This window comes from Salinibacterium sp. GXW1014, assembly GCF_044769865.1.
Taxonomy (GTDB): Bacteria; Actinomycetota; Actinomycetes; order Actinomycetales; family Microbacteriaceae; genus Homoserinimonas.
On record NZ_JBIZWA010000001.1, the window covers coordinates 937,543 to 954,675 of the forward strand.

Consider the following 17,133-nt stretch of genomic DNA (forward strand, 5'->3'; position numbering starts at 1 on the left):
CCTGCGCGCTGCGGTCGTCACTCTCCGGTGTGACGAGGTCATCCCGTGGGGTGAGATCGCGTCCCGTTCCCGCGCTCATCAGGGCAATGCGGCTAACATCGTGTGTGCCATGGCGGCGCGATAGGCCGACAGCACGTGAGGGAAACCATTGGGACTTCTGGACAGCTTCGAGCGGGGGCTTGAGCGGGCCGTCAACGGCGCGTTCGCCAAGACCTTCAAGAGCGGTGTGCAGCCAGTCGACATCACGAGCGCGCTCAAGCGGGAACTCGACACGAATGCTGTCGTGGTCGCTCGCGACCGCATCCTGGTTCCCAACCGCTTCGTCGTGCGCCTCTCCGAGCCCGACCACGAGCGCATGTCGTCGATCGGTCCGACGCTGATCGACGAGCTGACCTCGCTCGTGCAGCAGCACGCCGCGCGCCAGGCATACCAGTTCGCTGGCGGCGTCTCGATTCGCCTCCAGGCCGACGCCGAGCTCAGCGAGGGAATCATCCGTATCGACTCGGAGAACGTCAGGGGCGAGGTCGCCTGGGTTCCCGTGCTCGACATCAATGGCAGGCGTCACGCCATCACGAAGGCTCGCACCGTGATCGGTCGCGGCAGCGACGCCGACATCACGGTCGATGACAGCAGCATCTCCCGCAAGCACGTCGAGATCCTGTGGGATGGCAAGCGCGGCCAGGTCAACGATCTCGGTTCCACGAACGGCTCAGAACTCAACGGCAAGCGCGTCTCGAAGGCGCCACTACCGACCGACTCAGTGATTTCCATTGGCAGAACCCGTATCGTTTTCCGAGTGCTCGCCCAGTCTGCAACGCCCGATGGCGCTTCGGATGCCCGGGGCGGGCCTTACGGCGACGAGCGACGGGGCGAGCGGTAGATGAGCGAACTGACACTCCTGCTCCTCAAGCTGGGCTTCCTGCTGCTCCTCTGGGCGTTCATTTTTGCGATCGTCTACGCCCTGCGCTCCGACCTCTTCGGCGAGCGCGTGCGACGGATGCCTGCCCAGGCCAGTGCTGCGGAGGCTCCCCCCTATGAGGCTCCTGTTGCGGAGCCGGCGCCGCGCCCTGTCGCCGCTGGTTCGCCGACGGGCGGTGGGTCTGGCGTGGCACGGCGTCTCGTCATCACGTCTGGTGCGAAGGCCGGCACGGAGTTGACGCTCGACGACCAGCCGCTCACGATCGGGCGCTCGGGTGACAGTGGACTTGTGATTCGCGACGACTACACGTCGACGCACCACGCTCGCCTGATGCTGTGGGGCGACGAGTGGGTCATCCAGGACCTCGATTCCACCAACGGCACCTTCCTTGAGGGCAAGCGCGTGATGGCCCCGACCCCCGTGCCCATCGGGGCGAGCGTCAAGATCGGCACGACGAGCTTCGAGCTGCGGCGGTAGGCGTGTCGACAACCGTCAAGAGCGCCGCGGTCTCGCACGTCGGCAAGATCCGGTCCAACAACCAAGACTCGGGTTATGCCGGCCGTCAGCTCTTCGTGGTCGCCGACGGCATGGGTGGTCACGCGGGCGGTGACATCGCATCCGCTATCGCCGTGAACCGCATCGCGGAGGCCGACCGCGCCTTCAACAGCGCCCATGACGCCGAGTTCGCGCTCCAGTCCGCGCTCATCGCGGCGAACTCGCTCATCGCCGAGACGGTCTTCGACCATCCCGAGCTGACCGGCATGGGCACGACCGTGACGGCGATCCTGCGGGTCGACCACCAGCTGGCCATCGCGCACATCGGCGACTCGCGCCTCTACCTCTACCGCGCCGGCGTGCTCGAGCAGGTCACGATCGACCACACCTTCGTGCAGCGGCTCGTCGACAGCGGCCGCATCACGGCGGAGGAAGCGGCCGTGCATCCGCGGCGCTCGGTGCTCATGCGCGTGCTGGGCGATGTCGAGGCGTCGCCCGAGATCGACACGGCGATCGTCGAGACCGAACCGGGCGATCGCTGGGTGCTGTGTTCCGACGGGCTCAGCAGCTACGTGACCGAGGAGAAGATCGCAGCGACGCTCAAGTCGCACCCCTCCCCCAAGGATGCCGCCGAGCGCCTCGTGCGTGAGAGCCTCGACCAGGGCGCGCCTGACAACGTCACGGTTGTTGTGGTCGACGTCGACCACACGCCCGACTCCGCATCGAACCCGCCCGTCACGGTCGGTTCCGCCGCGCTTCCGCTCAGCTTCGAATCGGATGCGGGCCGCAAGCCCCTGCGCCTGCCCACCCTTCTCCTGCACCCCCTCAAGGCCGCGCCGGAGGACAGCCACTTCGAGCCCGAGTCCGACGAGTACCTGCAGGAGCTCATCGCTGAGGACCGGCGCCGCGCCATCCGTCGTCGCGTGACCTGGCTCGTCTCGGTCGGGCTCATCGCCGCGCTGATCGTGACGGGTCTCGTCGTCGGCTACCGCTGGACGCAGACCCGCTACTACGTGGGCGCGAACGGCAACACGGTCGCGATCTTCAAGGGCGTGCAGCAGGGCATCGGGCCGATCTCGCTCTCCGAGATCCACGCCGAGACGAGCATCCGCGTTGACTCGCTCTCGGACTTCGAGCGTCGTCAGGTGCTCGACACCATCACCGCCCGCGACCTCGACGACGCTCGCGACATCATCGACAGGCTTGACCATGACGACTGATACCGCCTCGGCCGCGACCGACACCACGAGCATCCGCGTGCGGCTGCGCCAGCCGGCGCGCCTGCGCAATCTCGAGTTGATCCTCGTGCTCGTCGCCTGCGGCATCAACGGCGCCTCGATGGCGCTCGTGCAGCTGGGCGTGAACGGCGCGGTGGACACGAGCGTCATCCTCGTCGCGGGCAGCCTCGCGGTGCTGGTGTTGGCGATGCACCTCGTGCTGCGGGTCACAGCGCCACAGGCTGACCCGTTCATCCTGCCCATCGTGACGCTGCTCAACGGCCTGGGCATCGCGCAGATCTACAGAATCGACCTCGCGGAGGGCTTCAGCGGGTGGGATGCCGCGGGCGTCCGCCAGATCGCTTGGTCGGCGATCGCCATCCTCGCCGCCATCGGCGTCGTCATCGCGATTCGCAATCACCGGGTGCTGCAGCGCTACCGCTTCATCTCGATGTTCATGGGAATCGTGCTCCTCTTGCTGCCCATGCTGCCGTTAATTGGCCATGAGGTCTATGGGGCGCAGATCTGGATCCGGGTCGGCGGTTTCACCTTCCAGCCGGGCGAGCTAGCGAAGATCGCCCTCGCTATCTTCTTCGCCGCCTACCTCGTCGAGAGCCGCGACAGCCTGTCGATGGTCGGTAAGAAGGTCCTCGGCATGCGGTTTCCGCGGGCACGCGACCTCGGTCCGATCCTCGTCATCTGGGCGGCCGCGATGGCAGTGCTCATCTTCCAGCGCGACCTCGGCACCTCGCTCCTCTACTTCGGCCTCTTCCTCGTCATGATCTATGTCGCGACGGGACGGGCGAGCTGGATCCTCATGGGGCTCGGGCTCTTCATCGGCGGCGCTGTCCTCGCGAGCCAACTTCTCGGCTACGTTGGCGGTCGCTTCCGCGGCTGGCTCGACCCCTTCAACCAGGAGGTCTACGACGCGGTCGGCGGCAGCTGGCAGCTTGTGCAGGGACTCTTCGGCATCGCCAACGGCGGGCTCATCGGCACGGGCCTCGGCCAGGGTCGGCCCGACCTCGTGGCGCTCGCCCAAAGCGACTTCATCATCGCAAGCCTCACGGAGGAGCTCGGACTCACGGGACTCTTCGCTATCCTCGCGCTGTACCTCCTCTTCGTTTCGCGCGGGTTCCGCATCGGCTTCGCCGGTCAGGATGATTTCGGCCGCCTGCTCGGCGTCGGCCTTGCCTTCGTCGTGGCACTCCAGGTCTTCATCGTCGTCGGCGGCGTGACGCGCGTCATCCCGCTCACCGGCCTCACGGCGCCCTTCCTCGCGGCCGGTGGCTCCTCGCTCGTGGCCAACTGGATCATTGCGGCGATCCTGCTGCGCCTCTCCGACACGATTCGCAACCAGGCGAGATTGGTGGTGTGACGTGAACAGGGAACTCAAGCGGGTCAGTGCGGCGGTGCTGCTCATGTTCGTGGCACTCTTTGCCTCTGGCACGGTCATCACGGTCTTCCAGGAGGAGAACCTGCGCGCCGACCCCCGCAATGTGCGCACGCTCTACGCGAGCTTCTCAGCCGAGCGCGGCCCGATCCTCGTTGACGGCGCCCCCGTCGCGGAGTCCACCCCCGTCGACACCGACTTCAAGTTCCAACGCGTCTACAACAACCCGCTGCTGTACTCGCACGTCACGGGGTACTACACCCTCAACCAGGGCAATGCCGGCATCGAGGGTGCCCTCAACGACTACCTCACGGGCACGGCGAACGACCAGTTCTTCGACCAGCTGAGCTCGATCTTCACGGGCGCCTCCCCCAAGGGCGCCGCGGTCGAGCTCACGATCGACCCGGTCGTGCAGCAGGCTGCATGGGATGCCCTCGGCGACTATCGCGGGTCTATCGTCGCGATCGACCCGTCGACGGGTGCGATCCTCGCGATGGTCTCGAAGCCATCGTTCGACCCGAACCTCCTTGCGGCGCACGATACGAGCTCGGTCATCTCGGCCCACGAGCAGCTCAGCGCCGATCCAACGTCACCGCTCGACAACCGCGCGATCGCCGGTGACCTCTACCATCCAGGATCCGTTTTCAAGGTGCTCACGACGGCCGCGGCCCTCGACAGCGGCGCCTACAAGCCCGACACCGCCATCCCGAACCCGCCGACGCTCAAGCTGCCGCTCAGCAACTCGGTCATCTCAAACGCGGAGGGCGGCACGTGCGGCGGCGGCGAGACGGTGGCGCTGAGGGATGCCCTGCGGCTCTCCTGCAACATCCCCTTCGCCCAGGTCGGTTCCTCCCTGGGCGAGGATGTGCTCGGCGAGTACGCGGAAGCCTTCGGTTTCGGTGACCGTGTGCAGGTGCCCATGCCCGCCACCGCGAGCGTCTTCCCGGATGACATGGACGAGCCGCAGCTCATGCTGTCGTCCTTCGGGCAGGCGAGCGTGCGCACCACGCCGCTGCAGATCGCGATGGTGACGGCGGCGGTCGCCAACGGCGGCACGCTCATGCAGCCAACGCTCGTCGAGCGGATCCTCGCGCCGGACCTGACGGAACTCGTCGCGTTTGAGCCGAGCGTCTACAGCGAACCCATCAGTGCCGAGACGGCGGAGACGATGGTGCCGATGATGGTCGCGAACGTGGCCAATGGGGCTGCCAGTAATGCAAGAATGAACGGAGTCGACGTGGGCGGTAAGACCGGCACGGCACAGAACTCGGAGGGGTCACCAAACACCCTTTGGTTCACGGGGTTCGCTCCCGCGTCAGACCCACAGATTGCGATCGCGGTCGTGGTCGAGAATGGTTCCGGTTTCGGCAACCAGGTCGCCGCGCCGATCGCCAAGAAGGTATTTGAGGCGGTGCTGAGCAAATGAGACCCACGAGTGGCCTCACCTTCGGTGGTCGTTACCAACTGTCGAGCCGTGTCGCGATCGGCGGCATGGGCGAGGTGTGGCAAGCAACCGACCTGGTCATCGGTCGCACGGTCGCGATCAAGATCCTCAAGGACGAGTACCTGGGCGACCCCGGCTTCCTTGAGCGTTTCCGCGCGGAGGCACGGCACGCCGCCCTCGTCAACCACGAGGGCATCGCCAATGTCTTCGACTACGGCGAGGAAGACGGCAGCGCCTACCTCGTCATGGAACTCGTGCCGGGCGAGGCGCTCTCCACGATCCTCGAGCGGGAGCGCGTGCTCTCGACCGACCGCGTGCTCGACATCGTCGCCCAGACGGCGTCCGCTCTTCACGCCGCCCATGCCGCGGGCCTCGTGCACCGCGACATCAAGCCGGGCAACCTCCTGATTACACCCGACGGCCGCGTCAAGATCACCGACTTCGGCATCGCGCGCATCGCCGACCAGGTGCCGCTCACGGCAACAGGCCAGGTCATGGGCACAGTGCAGTACCTCTCGCCCGAACAAGCGAGCGGGCATCCGGCCTCCCCCACGACCGACATCTACTCGCTCGGCATCGTCGCCTACGAAGCTCTCGCTGGCCGTCGGCCCTTCACGGGCGAATCGCAGGTCGCGATCGCGATGGCCCAGATCAACGAGCAGCCGCCAGACCTCCCCGCGAACATCGCGGAGCCCGTGCGCAACCTCGTCTACTCGTGCATCGCCAAGAGCCCCGCCGAGCGCCCCGCCTCTGCGGCCCACCTCGCACGGGCGTCCCAGGCACTACGGCGCGGGGATGTCGCGGGCGCGACGGCCGCGGTCCCCGGCGTCGGCGGCACCGCCGGCTTCACAAGCCTCATCACGCCCGGCGCTGCCGACACCTCGGCGGCGACCCGTGTGCTTCCTGCGGCGGGCGCTGCCATGGGTGCGGGCGCTGCTCCGCAGTCCCGCGCGGAGGCCGCCGCAGCTGCTGGCGAGGAAGAGAAGAAACGCAATCCGTGGACGTGGCCACTCATCGTGCTCGTCGGCGTGCTGCTCGTCGCCCTCATCGGCGTCATCATCGCGATGACGCTGTCACCAGACGATGACCCCACACCCTCGGAGACGACCACGAAGTCTGCGACCCCCCGCCCCTCGTCGGCGTCTCCGTCCCCCTCCGACACGAAGGTGCGGCTGACGGAGGCAGATTTCGTCGGCAAGACCGAGGCAGAAGCGCGCAGCATCCTCGAGGAGATGGAGCTCACTCCCGACATCACGCCGGGCGACTACGCACCGGAGCCGAATCAGGCTGGCCTCGTATATAGCGTGAACCCCACGGGCAGGCTCGACAAGGGCACGGTTGTCACGGTCAAGGTCTACGCCGAAATCCCGGCTCCGACCCCACCAGCCGCCCCCACCGGGCCAGCGAGCAATGTTGAGGTGCTGCCCGGCCAGAACGTGAACATCACGTGGCCCAGCTACCAGGGCTGCCCTCCCGGCACAACTCACACCGCCTACCGGGTGACGGTGAACGGCGCGACGCACTCGGTCTCGAACCCGATTGCACCCTCGACGACCAACATCACGCTCGTGTCTGACGCCCCGGGCACCGTGACGTTCTCCTACCACGCGGAGTGCTCCGGCATCCGCTCGCCCGAGTCTCCCCAGATCAGCTACATCGTAAGCCCCGAAGAGGAGACGCCTCCGCCGCCCGGCGACGGCGAGGGTGAGGGCGAGTAGACCGCTCGGCGCCGCAGGGAGACGCCCATGCAGCGAATAGACTGCTAGGCGTCGCCTATTCACCTGGAGAGAGAATTGACTGAAGATACTCGGCTGCTCGCCGGCAGGTATCAGATCGGCAAGCTCATCGGCCGGGGCGGCATGGCCGACGTGCACGTGGGCACCGACACCCGGCTCGGGCGGCGCGTGGCGATCAAGCTGCTCAAGCCCTCTCTCGCAACCGACCCCAACTTCCGCCTGCTCTTCCGCGAAGAGGCGCAGAAGGCGGCACGGATGGCGCACCCCACGATCGTCCGCGTCTACGACGCCGGCGAGGAGACGGTCGCCGACGAGAACGGCATCGAGACGCAGGTGCCCTTCATCGTCATGGAGTATGTCGACGGGCGACTGCTCAAGGACATCATCGCCGACGGCCCCCTCGAGCCGCGCGAGGCCGTGCGCATCGTCGACGGCATCCTGACGGCCCTCGAATACAGCCACCGCGCGCTCGTCGTGCACCGCGACATCAAGCCCGGCAACGTCATGGTGACGCACAACGGCCAGGTCAAGGTCATGGACTTCGGCATCGCGCGCGCCGTGAGCGACAACTCCGCGACCGTTGCCGACACGAGCAAGGTGCTCGGCACGGCCCAGTACTTCTCGCCCGAGCAGGCGAAGGGCGAGACGGTGGATGCCCGCACCGACCTCTATTCGACAGGCATCGTGCTCTTCGAGATGCTGACTGGCCAGCCGCCGTTCCGCGGCGACCGGGCGGCCGCCGTCGCCTACCAGCACATCAGCGAGGCGCCGCTTCCCCCGAGCTCGCTCAATCCCAAGGTTTCCCCCGCCCTCGACGTCGTCGTGCTGCACGCGCTCGAGAAAGACAAGTTCGAACGCTTCCAGACGGCGGCGGAGTTCCGCGAGGAGGTCGAGCTCGCGGCATCCGGTGAGGTCCCGACCCGCAAGGTGCCCGCGGCAAGTGACTTCAACGCAACGCTCTTCGGCGTGAACCCGACGGCAGCGGCCGGCTCCGAGGCCGCGATCCGACAGCTCTCCGCTGAGAACACGGAACGCGCCGTGCGCACCCAGAACCGACCGCCCGTGGCATGGATCTGGGCCGGAGTCGCGGTCATCGCCGCCATGCTCGTCGCCCTCGCGATCTGGGTCGTGAACCTGCCGCCGAGCACGATCGGCAACTCGATCTCCGTCGAGGTTCCCGACATCGTCGGGCAGCAATACGAGAGCGGCGCACAGGAGATGCAGGATGCGGGCCTCACCCCGTCGCGCATCGACACCGCAAGCGACGATGTGCCGCGCGGGGAGGTCATCCGCACCGACCCGACGCCTGGCACGAGGGTTGCCGCTGAGCAGACCATCCGCATCTACGTGTCGCAGGGCCCAGCATCCGTCTCGGTGCCTTCGCTGTCGAACCTCACGCAGGAGGCCGCAACTCAGGCCCTCGCCGACCGCAAACTCGAGGTCGGTGCGGTCAGCGAGGAGAACTCCTCGACCCTGCCGCCGGGCACGGTCATCCGAAGCGTTCCCGACGCCGGCGCAATCGTGCAGGAGGGCGATTCGGTCGACCTTGTGGTCTCGAGCGGACTCGTGACGGTTCCGGATGTCGTGGGCCAGCAGAGCGACACGGCCAATGCCATGCTTCTCGCGCTGCAACTCACTCCAGTGGCGAACCCCGACCACAACTGCAGGGGCAATATCGTGACGGGACAGAGCCTCGCGCCCGGTGACCACCCGCAGCAGTCGCAGGTGACGATCACCTACTGCGCGGGCTGAGCCGGGCGGGGAGTCGGCCAGCGTGACGCATTGGTGTCAGGCGAGCGTGACGAGTGGCGCGAGCCCCTTGGCACGCTCGGGCGCCTCGGTGAGACCCGCGACGCTGAGCCAGTTCGCGAGCATCGCGTGACCGCCCTGCGTGAGCACTGACTCGGGGTGAAACTGCACGCCGAAGATCGGTGCGCTTGCGTGGCGCAGGCCCATGATGACGCCGCCGTCCGTGCGGGCGTTGACCTCGAGTTCCTGGGGAACCGTCGAGTCGACGACCGCGAGCGAGTGATACCTGGTCGCCGTGAACGGCGCTGGAACCCCCTCGTAGAAGCCGCTGCCGTCGTGCTCGACGAGTGAGGTCTTGCCGTGCATCAGTTCGTCGGCGTGGGTCACAACCCCGCCGAAGGCCTCGGCGATCGCCTGGTGCCCGAGGCAGACCCCCAGCAGGGGAGTTCCCGAGTCGAGTGCCGCATGCACCATCGTGATCGAGACGCCGGCCTTCGCGGGCGTGCCGGGGCCGGGTGAGAGCAACACCGCGTCGTATTCTGCGAGGCGTGCGGCCGCATCGTGGGGAGCGAAGGCATCATTACGCACGACATCCGTCTCGGCGCCGAGCTGCAGCAGGTAGCCGTTCAGCGTGTAGACGAAGCTGTCGTAGTTGTCGATGACGAGCACCTTGGTCATTCGACGGTCACCTCCGGAGCTTCAATGAATGTGCTGACCCAGGGAAAGAGCCAGAGCACGAGGGCCGTCAAGACGGCCGCGACAATGATGATTGCAAGCAGGATGCGCAACCAGAGCGGTCCCGGCAGCATCCGCCACAGTGCAGCGTACATCAGGCGGTTCCTTCCCAGAGCGCCGCGAGTTCGGCAGGCATACCCTCCGACGCCGGCTGCCACGATTCAAGCACGCCGTACGCGATGATCCGCTCGGCTGCCGAGAACCGGGGGTTACAACTCGTGAGGGTGATGAAGCGCTCACTCGCCTCAATCTCGGGCGCCTGCGGCACCGGCGCGATGACCTCGACCTCGGTCGGCATCACGTATTCGAGGTTGCGGAACGTGTAGGTATACCACCCGTCGACCGTCTGCACATAGATCTTGTCTCCGAGCTGGAGTTCGCCGATCTCGGCGAAGGGTTTGCCCCAGGTGGTGCGATGTGCCGCGAGTGCGAAATTGCCCACCTCGCCCGGCAATTGCGTGCCCGGATAATGCCCGACACCCAGCTCGGGACGATTGAGGATCTTCGGAAGGCTCACGCCTTCCGCGATCTTGCGCGCATAGTCGGCACCGAAACGCGGCACGAAGATCGTCGCAAACGCCTGGTTCTCGACGGGAGCGACCGTGCTGACTGGCGCATCCGGTTCCGTGGGAGTTTCCGGCTCATCCGGGCCGGCCGGCTCGTCGTCGCTTGGCTTCTCCGGTGCGTCGCGAGAGAGGCTCTCGCTGAACTCAAGTGCCGCATCCCGCTGCTCGTTGCCGACGATGATGTCGTTGAGCCAGAGCTGCCAACCGAGGAAGAGGAGCACGAGCACGCCAGCGGTGAGGAACAGTTCGCCCAGCACGCCGATGATGACAAGGCCCACGGATGCCCGGGGCTTCGCGCGCCGCCCCCCTCGTGCCCTGGTCATGCAGCGAGTCTATTCGAGCACTTCCCGCTAGAATTCCGGGCATGGCCAAGTCGACGAACTCCACGCCCGATTCTTCCCGGGAGGTCCGCTCCGGCGACGACGCCCCCAACCCGGTGTGGTTCAAGCCGATCATGTTCGGACTCATGCTGCTCGGGCTCCTGTGGATCATCGTCTACTACATCAGCCAGACGGCCCTGCCGATCGCGGAACTCGGCGACGGCAACATCCTCGTCGGCTTCGGCATCATGTTCGTCGGCTTCCTCATGACCACCCGCTGGCGCTGATCTCGCCCTGCGGGGCACCACTTCGGGGGTCAACTACACCGGTGTAATTATCCCCACTGTGGAATCGCCTGTGGATAACTCCGCTCGCGGTGGGCAGAGGAATTAGCCGAACCGCGCGTACATCACCACGACGCCGATGACCGTGAGCACGACGAGGCCTGCCGCAACCGCGGCGAGGAGTATCCGCTGTCGGCGCGCGGCATTCCTGTGGCGCGTGCGCAGGAAGATGAAACCGATCAGTGCGCCGACGAGGATGCCGCCGACATGCGCCTGCCACGCTATGCCCGGAACGATGAAGCCGATCGCGAGATTCAGCCCCAGCACAATCACGAGCTGGACACTGTTGCCGCCGAGCCCTCGGTTGATGACGAAGAACGCGCCGAAGAGTCCGAAGATCGCTCCCGAAGCGCCCACGACGGGGGTGAGCGGTGACAGCAGCAACACGGCGATCGATCCGCCCAGGGCGCTCAAGACGTAGAGCGCAAGGAATCGCCAGCGGCCGAGCATCCCCTCGAGCATGCGCCCGAACAGCCAGAGCGCATACATGTTGAAAAGGATGTGGAAGAAGGAGTTCTGGGAGTGCACGAGCGCCGTCGTGAGCAGCCGCCACGGCTGCACGTCGGTGTACGGGCCCCAGTAGAGGAGTGCATTCGTCACGACGCCGCCCGTGAAGAGCTGGAGCAGATAGACCAGGACGGTCAAGCCCAGGATGCTGTAGGTGACGACGGTGCCCTCGCCCCGCCGAGCACGATTGATCGCGGTGACGACAGCGGGCTTGCGGCGAGGAGCAGAGGCCTGGTGCTCGCGAACGCACTCGGGGCAGTGCACGCCGACCGGCGCCTGCGTCTGGCACTCTGGACATACGGTGCGACCGCAGCGCTGGCACAGGATGAAGCTCTGCCGATCGGGATGCCGATAGCAGTAGTTGTCGGGACTGGAGGGCAGGCTGTTCACAGCCCGCCCCCCGTCCACGCATGAATCACGGGATTCAGACCTCGTCGATCGTGATGCTGTTGATGACGACGTCTTCGAGCGGCTTGTCGCCCGGCCCCTTCTTGACGCTCTCGATCTTCTTCACGGTCTCCTGCGACTCTGCATCCTCGACCTTGCCGAAGATCGTGTGCTTGCCCTGGAGCCAGGTGGTGGGCACGGTCGTGATGAAGAACTGCGAGCCGTTCGTGCCGCGACCCATCTGGATGCCCGCGTTGGCCATTGCGAGCACGTAGGGCTTGGTGAAGTCGAGCTCGGGGTGGATCTCGTCGTCGAACTGGTATCCGGGGCCGCCGATGCCCTTGCCGAGGGGGTCACCGCCCTGGATCATGAAGTCGTCGATGATGCGGTGGAAGATGACGCCGTCGTAGAGGGGACGCTTGGTCTTCTCGCCCGTCGCCGGGTCGGTCCACTCCTTGGTGCCCTTTGCGAGACCCACGAAGTTGTCGACGGTCTTGGGGGCGTGGTTGCCGAAGAGGTTTACCTTGATGTCACCCATCGAGGTGTGGAAGGTAGCTACGTGTGTATGCATTGCCTCAGTATTTCATCCCTGCCTCGGCACTGGGCCCCTGTTCGCTGATGGCGGGGCATCCACCGAATACTCAGTGCGCTCACAGAAGGCCCCGTGGTTGTATTGGAGTTGCTTGACTCACCCGCCAACTGGAGGTCTCACATGGCTTTGTCCCGTAAACGCAAGCGTGAACTGAAGCGGCTCAAGCACTCCGCCTCGGATCTGTGGGAGAGCCAGCGCGAGGTTCTTGACCAGGCAAACAAGGTTGTTCGCGAGGCCGGTCGGGCCGCCAGTCACCTCGGCCGCGATGAGGTCGCTCCCCGCGTTCGCGACACCATCGATCACCGTGTGAAGCCCGCAATCGCAACCGGGGCATCCGCAACTCGCACTGTGGCAGAGGGCGCACGCAACAAGGTGCAGTACGAGCTGTTTCCCTCCCTTGCCTCGGCCGCGGCGACCGCACTGGCAGTGATCGAGGTCACCAAGGACGCCAAGGTACGCGACGCCATGAAGGCCGTGCACAAGTCGGGCGGTGCGGAGAAGGCCCTCGACCTCTCGAGCCGGAAGACCAAGAAGAGGGCGAAGCAGATCCGTAAGGAGATCGGCAAGCGGGTCAATCTTGTTCCGCCGAAGTCGACCCCCGGCCCGGGCCGCTACATCGTGATGGGTGTGGGCGTTGTCGCACTGCTCGGCATCGGCTATGCCGTCTGGCAGACCCTGCGCGCCGACGACGACCTGTGGATCTCCGATGAGCCCGAGGAACTCCCCGCGAGCGACACGCTCTGATCAGCTCGTCTCGCCGAATGCCGCCCGGAACTCCGGGCGGCATTCGTCGTTAAGCCACAAGGGCTCGAATCGCCAAGCCCACCATGAGGAGACCTCCCACGGCGGCAGTCCAGCGCCGGGCTCCCTCACCGCGCAGGAAGCGGCTGAGTGTCGCGCCGGCCACTGCAAGCACCGCATGCCATGCTCCCGAGCCGAGAGCCACTCCGGCCACGAACCACGCGCGGTCCCCGAAGGTCATTGTCTCGCCGAAGGCGTTCCCCGTCGTGAGCGCCATGAAATAGATGATCGTCGCCGGGTTGGCCACGGTCAGGGCGACAAGGCCCAAGTAGACGCGGAGCCCTGACGAGACGAACGCAGATGGCCGTGCCGCAGCATCCGAGTCACCGCGCCGCCATATCGGTCTCATGATGACGACCGCGAGCACAATGAGGACGCCAGCGGAGACATACCGCAGTGGTTCCTGCGCCACGGCAATGAACGGGGCGATCACCGCGCCGAGTGTCACGGCCACCATCGCATAGGTGGTATCCACGGTCGCCGCACCGAACGCTGCCGCCAAACCCCGACCGACACCGTGGTCAGCGGCGATATAGAGGATCAGGAGCGCGATCGCACCGACGGGAATCGCGATGGCGAGGCCGGCAATAATGCCAGACAGAAGGAAACTCACGGATCACGACTCTATCGCGATCAAAGGGAGACTCCTGACGGGAGGAAATGGAGTGGAGACGAGGGGAATCGAACCCCTAACCCCCTGCTTGCAAAGCAGGTGCTCTGCCAATTGAGCTACGTCCCCCAACGGGCGGAGCCCTGTGGGAAAGAAACGGATGAGACATCCGGATCTGCGTGGGGATACCAGGACTTGAACCTGGGACCTCTTCGTTATCAGCGAAGCGCTCTAACCGCCTGAGCTATATCCCCGTTTTGGAGCAGATACGAGAGTATCGTACCGGCGCCCGATTGATGAAATTGAGGGGCGCTCCTAGTTGTTGGTGAAGCCGACGAGCAGTCCGCCCGTGATGCGCACCGTGAAGTTGTAGATGAGCGCCCAGATCGCGCCCAGGGCCGTGCCGACGATCGTGTTCAGCAGCGCCACGACCACCGAGAAGCCGATGATCTGGATGAGCGAGAAGCTCCCCATGATGCTGAAGGTCTCGTCACCCGTGATGTCGCCGAGGAGGCTGTCGAGCTGGGAGAAGATGCCGGTCGAGGCGAGGATCGTCCAGACGAGGATCGTCATGACGATGAGGATGACGCCCAGGACGACTGCGATCAGGAACGACAGCTTCACGGCCGACCAGAAGTCGATGTAGACGAGCCGCAGGCGCACCTGCTTGGTGCCGACGGACTTCTGTGACTTGCGCTGCAACTTCTCGGCGATGCTACTCATCGAGCGCCTCATCCTTCTTCTCGATCGCGGGGTCTGTCTCGCTGTCGCTTGCGGGGAGGTCCTGGCCGAGGTTGCGCTCACTGTTGCGAGCCACGGCGATGATCTTGTCCTCGTCTGCAAAGCGGGCGAAGACGACCCCCATGGTGTCACGGCCGGTGGCTGTGACTTCAGCGACGGATGAGCGTACCACCTTGCCGCTGGCAAGAACCACAAGCACCTCGTCCTGCTCGCCCACGATGAGCGCGCCGGCCAGGTCGCCGCGAGACTCCTGCAGCTTGGCAACCTTGATGCCGTAGCCGCCGCGGTTCTGCACGCGGTACTGGTCGACCTCGGTGCGCTTGGCGAAGCCGCCCTCCGTCACGACGAAGACGTAGCCGTCTTCACTGACGACGGATGCCGACAGCAGCTGGTCGTCGCCCTTGAAGTGCATGCCGATGACGCCGCTCGTCGCGCGACCCATCGGCCGCAGGGCGTCATCGCTCGCGGTGAAGCGAATCGAGAGGCCCTTGCGCGAGACGAGGAGCAGGTCGGAATCCTCCTCCACGAGCATGGCGGAGACGAGCTCATCACCCTCGCGCAGGTTGATCGCGATGATGCCGCCTGTGCGGTTGGTGTCGTACTCGGCCAGCGCCGTCTTCTTCACGAGGCCGCCGCGGGTCGCGAGTGCAAGGTACTTTGCCGCCGCGTAGTCACGGATGTCGAGGATCTGCGCGATCTCCTCACCCGGCTGCAGGGCGAGCAGGTTGGCGACGTGCTGTCCCTTCGCGTCACGGCCACCCTCCTGCACCTCGTAGGCCTTCGCGCGATAGACGCGGCCCGTTGTGGTGAAGAACAGGAGCCAGTGGTGCGTCGTCGTGACGAAGAAGTGCTCGACGACATCATCCGCTCGCAGCTGCGCACCGCGCACGCCCTTGCCGCCGCGGTGCTGGGAACGGTAGTTGTCGCTGCGCGTTCGCTTGATGTAGCCGCCACGCGTGACCGTGACCACCATCTCCTCTTCGGGGATGAGGTCTTCTATGTTCATGTCGCCGCCGTAGCCGTACATGATCTCGGTGCGACGGTCATCGCCGAACTTGTCGACGATCTCGGTGAGTTCCTCGCTGACGATGTCGCGTTGGCGCTGCGGGCTGCCGAGGATGTCCTTGAAGTCGATGATCTGGCGTTCGATCTCGTCGTGCTCGTCGATGATCTTCTGGCGCTCGAGTGCGGCCAGGCGACGCAGCTGCATGTCGAGGATGGCGCGGGCCTGGAGCTCGTCGATGTCGAGCAGCTCCATGAGTCCGTCGCGCGCGTCCTCCACGGTGGGCGAGCGGCGGATGAGCGCGATGACCTCGTCGAGCGCGTCGAGCGCCTTGAGGTAGCCGCGCAGGATGTGGGCGCGCTCCTCGGCCTTGCGCAGGCGGAACTCGGTGCGCCGAACGATGACCTCGATCTGGTGCGCGACCCACGCCGTGATGAAGCCGTCGAGCGCAAGGGTGCGCGGCACGCCGTCGACGATCGCCAGCATGTTGGCGCCGAAGTTCTCCTGCAGCTGCGTGTGCTTGTAGAGGTTGTTGAGCACGACCTTGGCGACGGCGTCACGCTTGAGCACGATCACGAGGCGCTGGCCCGTGCGACCGGAGGTCTCGTCGCGGATGTCCGCAATGCCCGAGAGCTTGCCGTCCTTCACGAGGTCGGCGATCTTGAGCGCGAGGTTGTCGGGGTTGACCTGGTACGGAAGCTCGGTGACGACGAGGCAGGTGCGACCCTGCAGTTCCTCGACACTGACGACCGCCCGCATCGTGATCGAACCGCGGCCCGTGCGGTAGGCATCCTGGATGCCCTTGGTGCCGAGGATCTGCGCGCCGGTCGGGAAGTCGGGGCCCTTGATGCGCTGCATGAGTGCCTCGAGCAGCTCCTCCTGGCCGGCATCCGGGTTCGCGAGGTGCCAGAGTGCAGCATCCGCGACCTCACGAAGGTTGTGTGGCGGGATGTTGGTGGCCATGCCGACCGCGATACCCACGGAACCATTGACGAGCAGGTTGGGGAACCGGGCGGGCAGCACGGCGGGCTCGCGGGTGCGGCCGTCGTAGTTGTCCTGGAAGTCGACGGTCTCTTCCTCGATGTCGCGCACCATCTCGAGCGCGAGGGGAGCCATCTTCGTCTCGGTGTATCGCGGGGCGGCGGCGCCGTCGTTGCCCGGCGAGCCGAAGTTGCCCTGGCCGAGCGCGAGCGGGTAACGAAGGCTCCATGGCTGCACGAGACGCACGAGCGCGTCGTAGATCGCCGAGTCACCGTGCGGGTGGAACTGGCCCATGACGTCGCCGACGACGCGCGAACTCTTAGAGAACGCCTTGTCGGGCCGGTAGCCGCCGTCGTACATCGCGTAGATCACGCGGCGGTGCACGGGCTTGAGCCCATCGCGAACCTCGGGCAGGGCTCGCCCGACGATCACGCTCATGGCGTAGTCGAGGTAGGAGCGCTGCATCTCCAGCTGGAGGTCGACGGGCGTCACCTTGTCGTGCGCCGTGTCGATCTCCTTGCCGGGGATCTGCTCCCCCGGCGTGGTGTCTTCCATATCAGCCATGAATTCTCTGTTCCTAAGTTCTGCTTCGTGAG

At 65.9% G+C, this 17,133-nt stretch carries 17 protein-coding genes and 2 tRNA genes; 9 read left to right on the plus strand and 10 right to left on the minus strand.

All coding sequences use genetic code 11. The features are described 5' to 3' along the window. Positions 1 to 148: 148 nt before the first annotated feature. The 7 genes from ACIQK7_RS04670 (at position 149) to pknB (ending at position 8,953) form a co-directional block, all read left to right on the plus strand. Positions 149 to 880: an FhaA domain-containing protein gene (locus ACIQK7_RS04670; RefSeq protein ID WP_403021788.1), complete on the plus strand. Its 732-nt coding sequence runs from the start codon at positions 149 to 151 to the stop codon at positions 878 to 880. Continuing rightward, positions 881 to 1,396: an FHA domain-containing protein gene (locus ACIQK7_RS04675; protein ID WP_403021790.1), complete on the plus strand. Its 516-nt coding sequence runs from the start codon at positions 881 to 883 to the stop codon at positions 1,394 to 1,396. Positions 1,397 to 1,398: 2 nt separating this feature from the next. Next, positions 1,399 to 2,634 (plus strand): Stp1/IreP family PP2C-type Ser/Thr phosphatase, encoded by a 1,236-nt coding sequence (locus ACIQK7_RS04680; RefSeq protein WP_403021792.1) that lies wholly within the window; start codon positions 1,399 to 1,401, stop codon positions 2,632 to 2,634. Further along, on the plus strand, positions 2,624 to 4,006 hold the full coding sequence (locus ACIQK7_RS04685) for an FtsW/RodA/SpoVE family cell cycle protein (protein WP_403021794.1): 1,383 nt from the start codon (positions 2,624 to 2,626) through the stop codon (positions 4,004 to 4,006). The genes ACIQK7_RS04680 and ACIQK7_RS04685 overlap by 11 nt, the downstream gene beginning before the upstream one ends. A 1-nt stretch (position 4,007) precedes the next feature. Beyond that, complete coding sequence (locus ACIQK7_RS04690) at positions 4,008 to 5,447, plus strand: peptidoglycan D,D-transpeptidase FtsI family protein (RefSeq protein ID WP_403021796.1); 1,440 nt, start codon at positions 4,008 to 4,010, stop codon at positions 5,445 to 5,447. After that, entirely contained in the window at positions 5,444 to 7,183 is a 1,740-nt protein-coding gene (locus ACIQK7_RS04695; RefSeq protein ID WP_403021798.1) for a protein kinase, read from the plus strand. The genes ACIQK7_RS04690 and ACIQK7_RS04695 overlap by 4 nt, the downstream gene beginning before the upstream one ends. A 75-nt stretch (positions 7,184 to 7,258) precedes the next feature. Beyond that, the gene (pknB, locus tag ACIQK7_RS04700) at positions 7,259 to 8,953 is read left to right on the plus strand and encodes a Stk1 family PASTA domain-containing Ser/Thr kinase (RefSeq protein WP_403021800.1); all 1,695 of its coding nucleotides are present in this window, start codon (positions 7,259 to 7,261) and stop codon (positions 8,951 to 8,953) included. 36 nt (positions 8,954 to 8,989) lie between these two features. On the opposite strand, the gene ACIQK7_RS04705 is transcribed toward pknB, so the two are convergent. Genes ACIQK7_RS04705 through ACIQK7_RS04715 form a run of 3 tightly spaced genes read right to left on the minus strand, consistent with a single transcriptional unit; the run spans position 8,990 to position 10,574 of the window. Then, positions 8,990 to 9,628 (minus strand): aminodeoxychorismate/anthranilate synthase component II, encoded by a 639-nt coding sequence (locus ACIQK7_RS04705; protein WP_403021801.1) that lies wholly within the window; start codon positions 9,626 to 9,628, stop codon positions 8,990 to 8,992. Then, the gene (locus ACIQK7_RS04710; RefSeq protein ID WP_403021803.1) at positions 9,625 to 9,780 is read right to left on the minus strand and encodes a hypothetical protein; all 156 of its coding nucleotides are present in this window, start codon (positions 9,778 to 9,780) and stop codon (positions 9,625 to 9,627) included. Before ACIQK7_RS04710 ends, ACIQK7_RS04705 begins: the two co-directional genes overlap by 4 nt. Next, positions 9,780 to 10,574, minus strand: coding sequence for a class E sortase (locus ACIQK7_RS04715; RefSeq protein WP_403021805.1), 795 nt, complete (start codon positions 10,572 to 10,574; stop codon positions 9,780 to 9,782). Before ACIQK7_RS04715 ends, ACIQK7_RS04710 begins: the two co-directional genes overlap by 1 nt. Positions 10,575 to 10,615: 41 nt before the next feature. On the opposite strand from ACIQK7_RS04715, the gene ACIQK7_RS04720 reads away from it, so the two are divergent. Beyond that, positions 10,616 to 10,858, plus strand: coding sequence for a cell division protein CrgA (locus ACIQK7_RS04720; protein WP_147722971.1), 243 nt, complete (start codon positions 10,616 to 10,618; stop codon positions 10,856 to 10,858). A 102-nt stretch (positions 10,859 to 10,960) separates the two neighbouring features. Here the strand turns inward: ACIQK7_RS04720 and ACIQK7_RS04725 are convergent, their stop codons facing one another. Beyond that, complete coding sequence (locus tag ACIQK7_RS04725; RefSeq protein WP_403021807.1) at positions 10,961 to 11,812, minus strand: rhomboid family intramembrane serine protease; 852 nt, start codon at positions 11,810 to 11,812, stop codon at positions 10,961 to 10,963. A gap of 34 nt (positions 11,813 to 11,846) precedes the next feature. Then, entirely contained in the window at positions 11,847 to 12,380 is a 534-nt protein-coding gene (locus tag ACIQK7_RS04730) for a peptidylprolyl isomerase (RefSeq protein ID WP_403021809.1), read from the minus strand. Between the two features lie 141 nt (positions 12,381 to 12,521). On the opposite strand from ACIQK7_RS04730, the gene ACIQK7_RS04735 reads away from it, so the two are divergent. Then, on the plus strand, positions 12,522 to 13,145 hold the full coding sequence (locus ACIQK7_RS04735) for a hypothetical protein (RefSeq protein ID WP_403021811.1): 624 nt from the start codon (positions 12,522 to 12,524) through the stop codon (positions 13,143 to 13,145). A gap of 49 nt (positions 13,146 to 13,194) precedes the next feature. Here the strand turns inward: ACIQK7_RS04735 and ACIQK7_RS04740 are convergent, their stop codons facing one another. The 5 genes from ACIQK7_RS04740 to gyrA all read right to left on the minus strand — a co-directional run bounded on the left by ACIQK7_RS04740 (position 13,195) and on the right by gyrA (position 17,101). Next, positions 13,195 to 13,815 (minus strand): LysE family transporter, encoded by a 621-nt coding sequence (locus tag ACIQK7_RS04740; RefSeq protein ID WP_403021812.1) that lies wholly within the window; start codon positions 13,813 to 13,815, stop codon positions 13,195 to 13,197. A 53-nt stretch (positions 13,816 to 13,868) separates the two neighbouring features. Further along, positions 13,869 to 13,941 (minus strand) — tRNA-Ala (locus tag ACIQK7_RS04745). Positions 13,942 to 13,992: 51 nt separating this feature from the next. Continuing rightward, positions 13,993 to 14,066 (minus strand) — tRNA-Ile (locus tag ACIQK7_RS04750). A gap of 61 nt (positions 14,067 to 14,127) precedes the next feature. Beyond that, positions 14,128 to 14,535, minus strand: a complete 408-nt coding sequence (locus tag ACIQK7_RS04755; protein ID WP_325209761.1) for a DUF3566 domain-containing protein — start codon at positions 14,533 to 14,535, stop codon at positions 14,128 to 14,130. After that, positions 14,528 to 17,101, minus strand: coding sequence for a DNA gyrase subunit A (gene gyrA, locus ACIQK7_RS04760; RefSeq protein ID WP_403021814.1), 2,574 nt, complete (start codon positions 17,099 to 17,101; stop codon positions 14,528 to 14,530). The genes ACIQK7_RS04755 and gyrA overlap by 8 nt, the downstream gene beginning before the upstream one ends. Positions 17,102 to 17,133 lie beyond the last annotated feature (32 nt).

Bases quoted from the DNA above. Each gene is read 5' to 3' on its own strand.
- ACIQK7_RS04735 (WP_403021811.1), top strand. From the start codon at position 12,522: ATGGCTTTGTCCCGTAAACGCAAGCGTGAACTGAAGCGGCTCAAGCAC.
- ACIQK7_RS04685 (WP_403021794.1), top strand. From the start codon at position 2,624: ATGACGACTGATACCGCCTCGGCCGCGACCGACACCACGAGCATCCGC.
- ACIQK7_RS04730 (WP_403021809.1), bottom strand. From the start codon at position 12,380: ATGCATACACACGTAGCTACCTTCCACACCTCGATGGGTGACATCAAG.
- ACIQK7_RS04710 (WP_403021803.1), bottom strand. From the start codon at position 9,780: ATGTACGCTGCACTGTGGCGGATGCTGCCGGGACCGCTCTGGTTGCGC.
- ACIQK7_RS04715 (WP_403021805.1), bottom strand. From the start codon at position 10,574: ATGACCAGGGCACGAGGGGGGCGGCGCGCGAAGCCCCGGGCATCCGTG.
- ACIQK7_RS04720 (WP_147722971.1), top strand. From the start codon at position 10,616: ATGGCCAAGTCGACGAACTCCACGCCCGATTCTTCCCGGGAGGTCCGC.
- ACIQK7_RS04705 (WP_403021801.1), bottom strand. From the start codon at position 9,628: ATGACCAAGGTGCTCGTCATCGACAACTACGACAGCTTCGTCTACACG.
- ACIQK7_RS04675 (WP_403021790.1), top strand. From the start codon at position 881: ATGAGCGAACTGACACTCCTGCTCCTCAAGCTGGGCTTCCTGCTGCTC.
- ACIQK7_RS04695 (WP_403021798.1), top strand. From the start codon at position 5,444: ATGAGACCCACGAGTGGCCTCACCTTCGGTGGTCGTTACCAACTGTCG.
- gyrA (WP_403021814.1), bottom strand. From the start codon at position 17,101: ATGGCTGATATGGAAGACACCACGCCGGGGGAGCAGATCCCCGGCAAG.
- ACIQK7_RS04755 (WP_325209761.1), bottom strand. From the start codon at position 14,535: ATGAGTAGCATCGCCGAGAAGTTGCAGCGCAAGTCACAGAAGTCCGTC.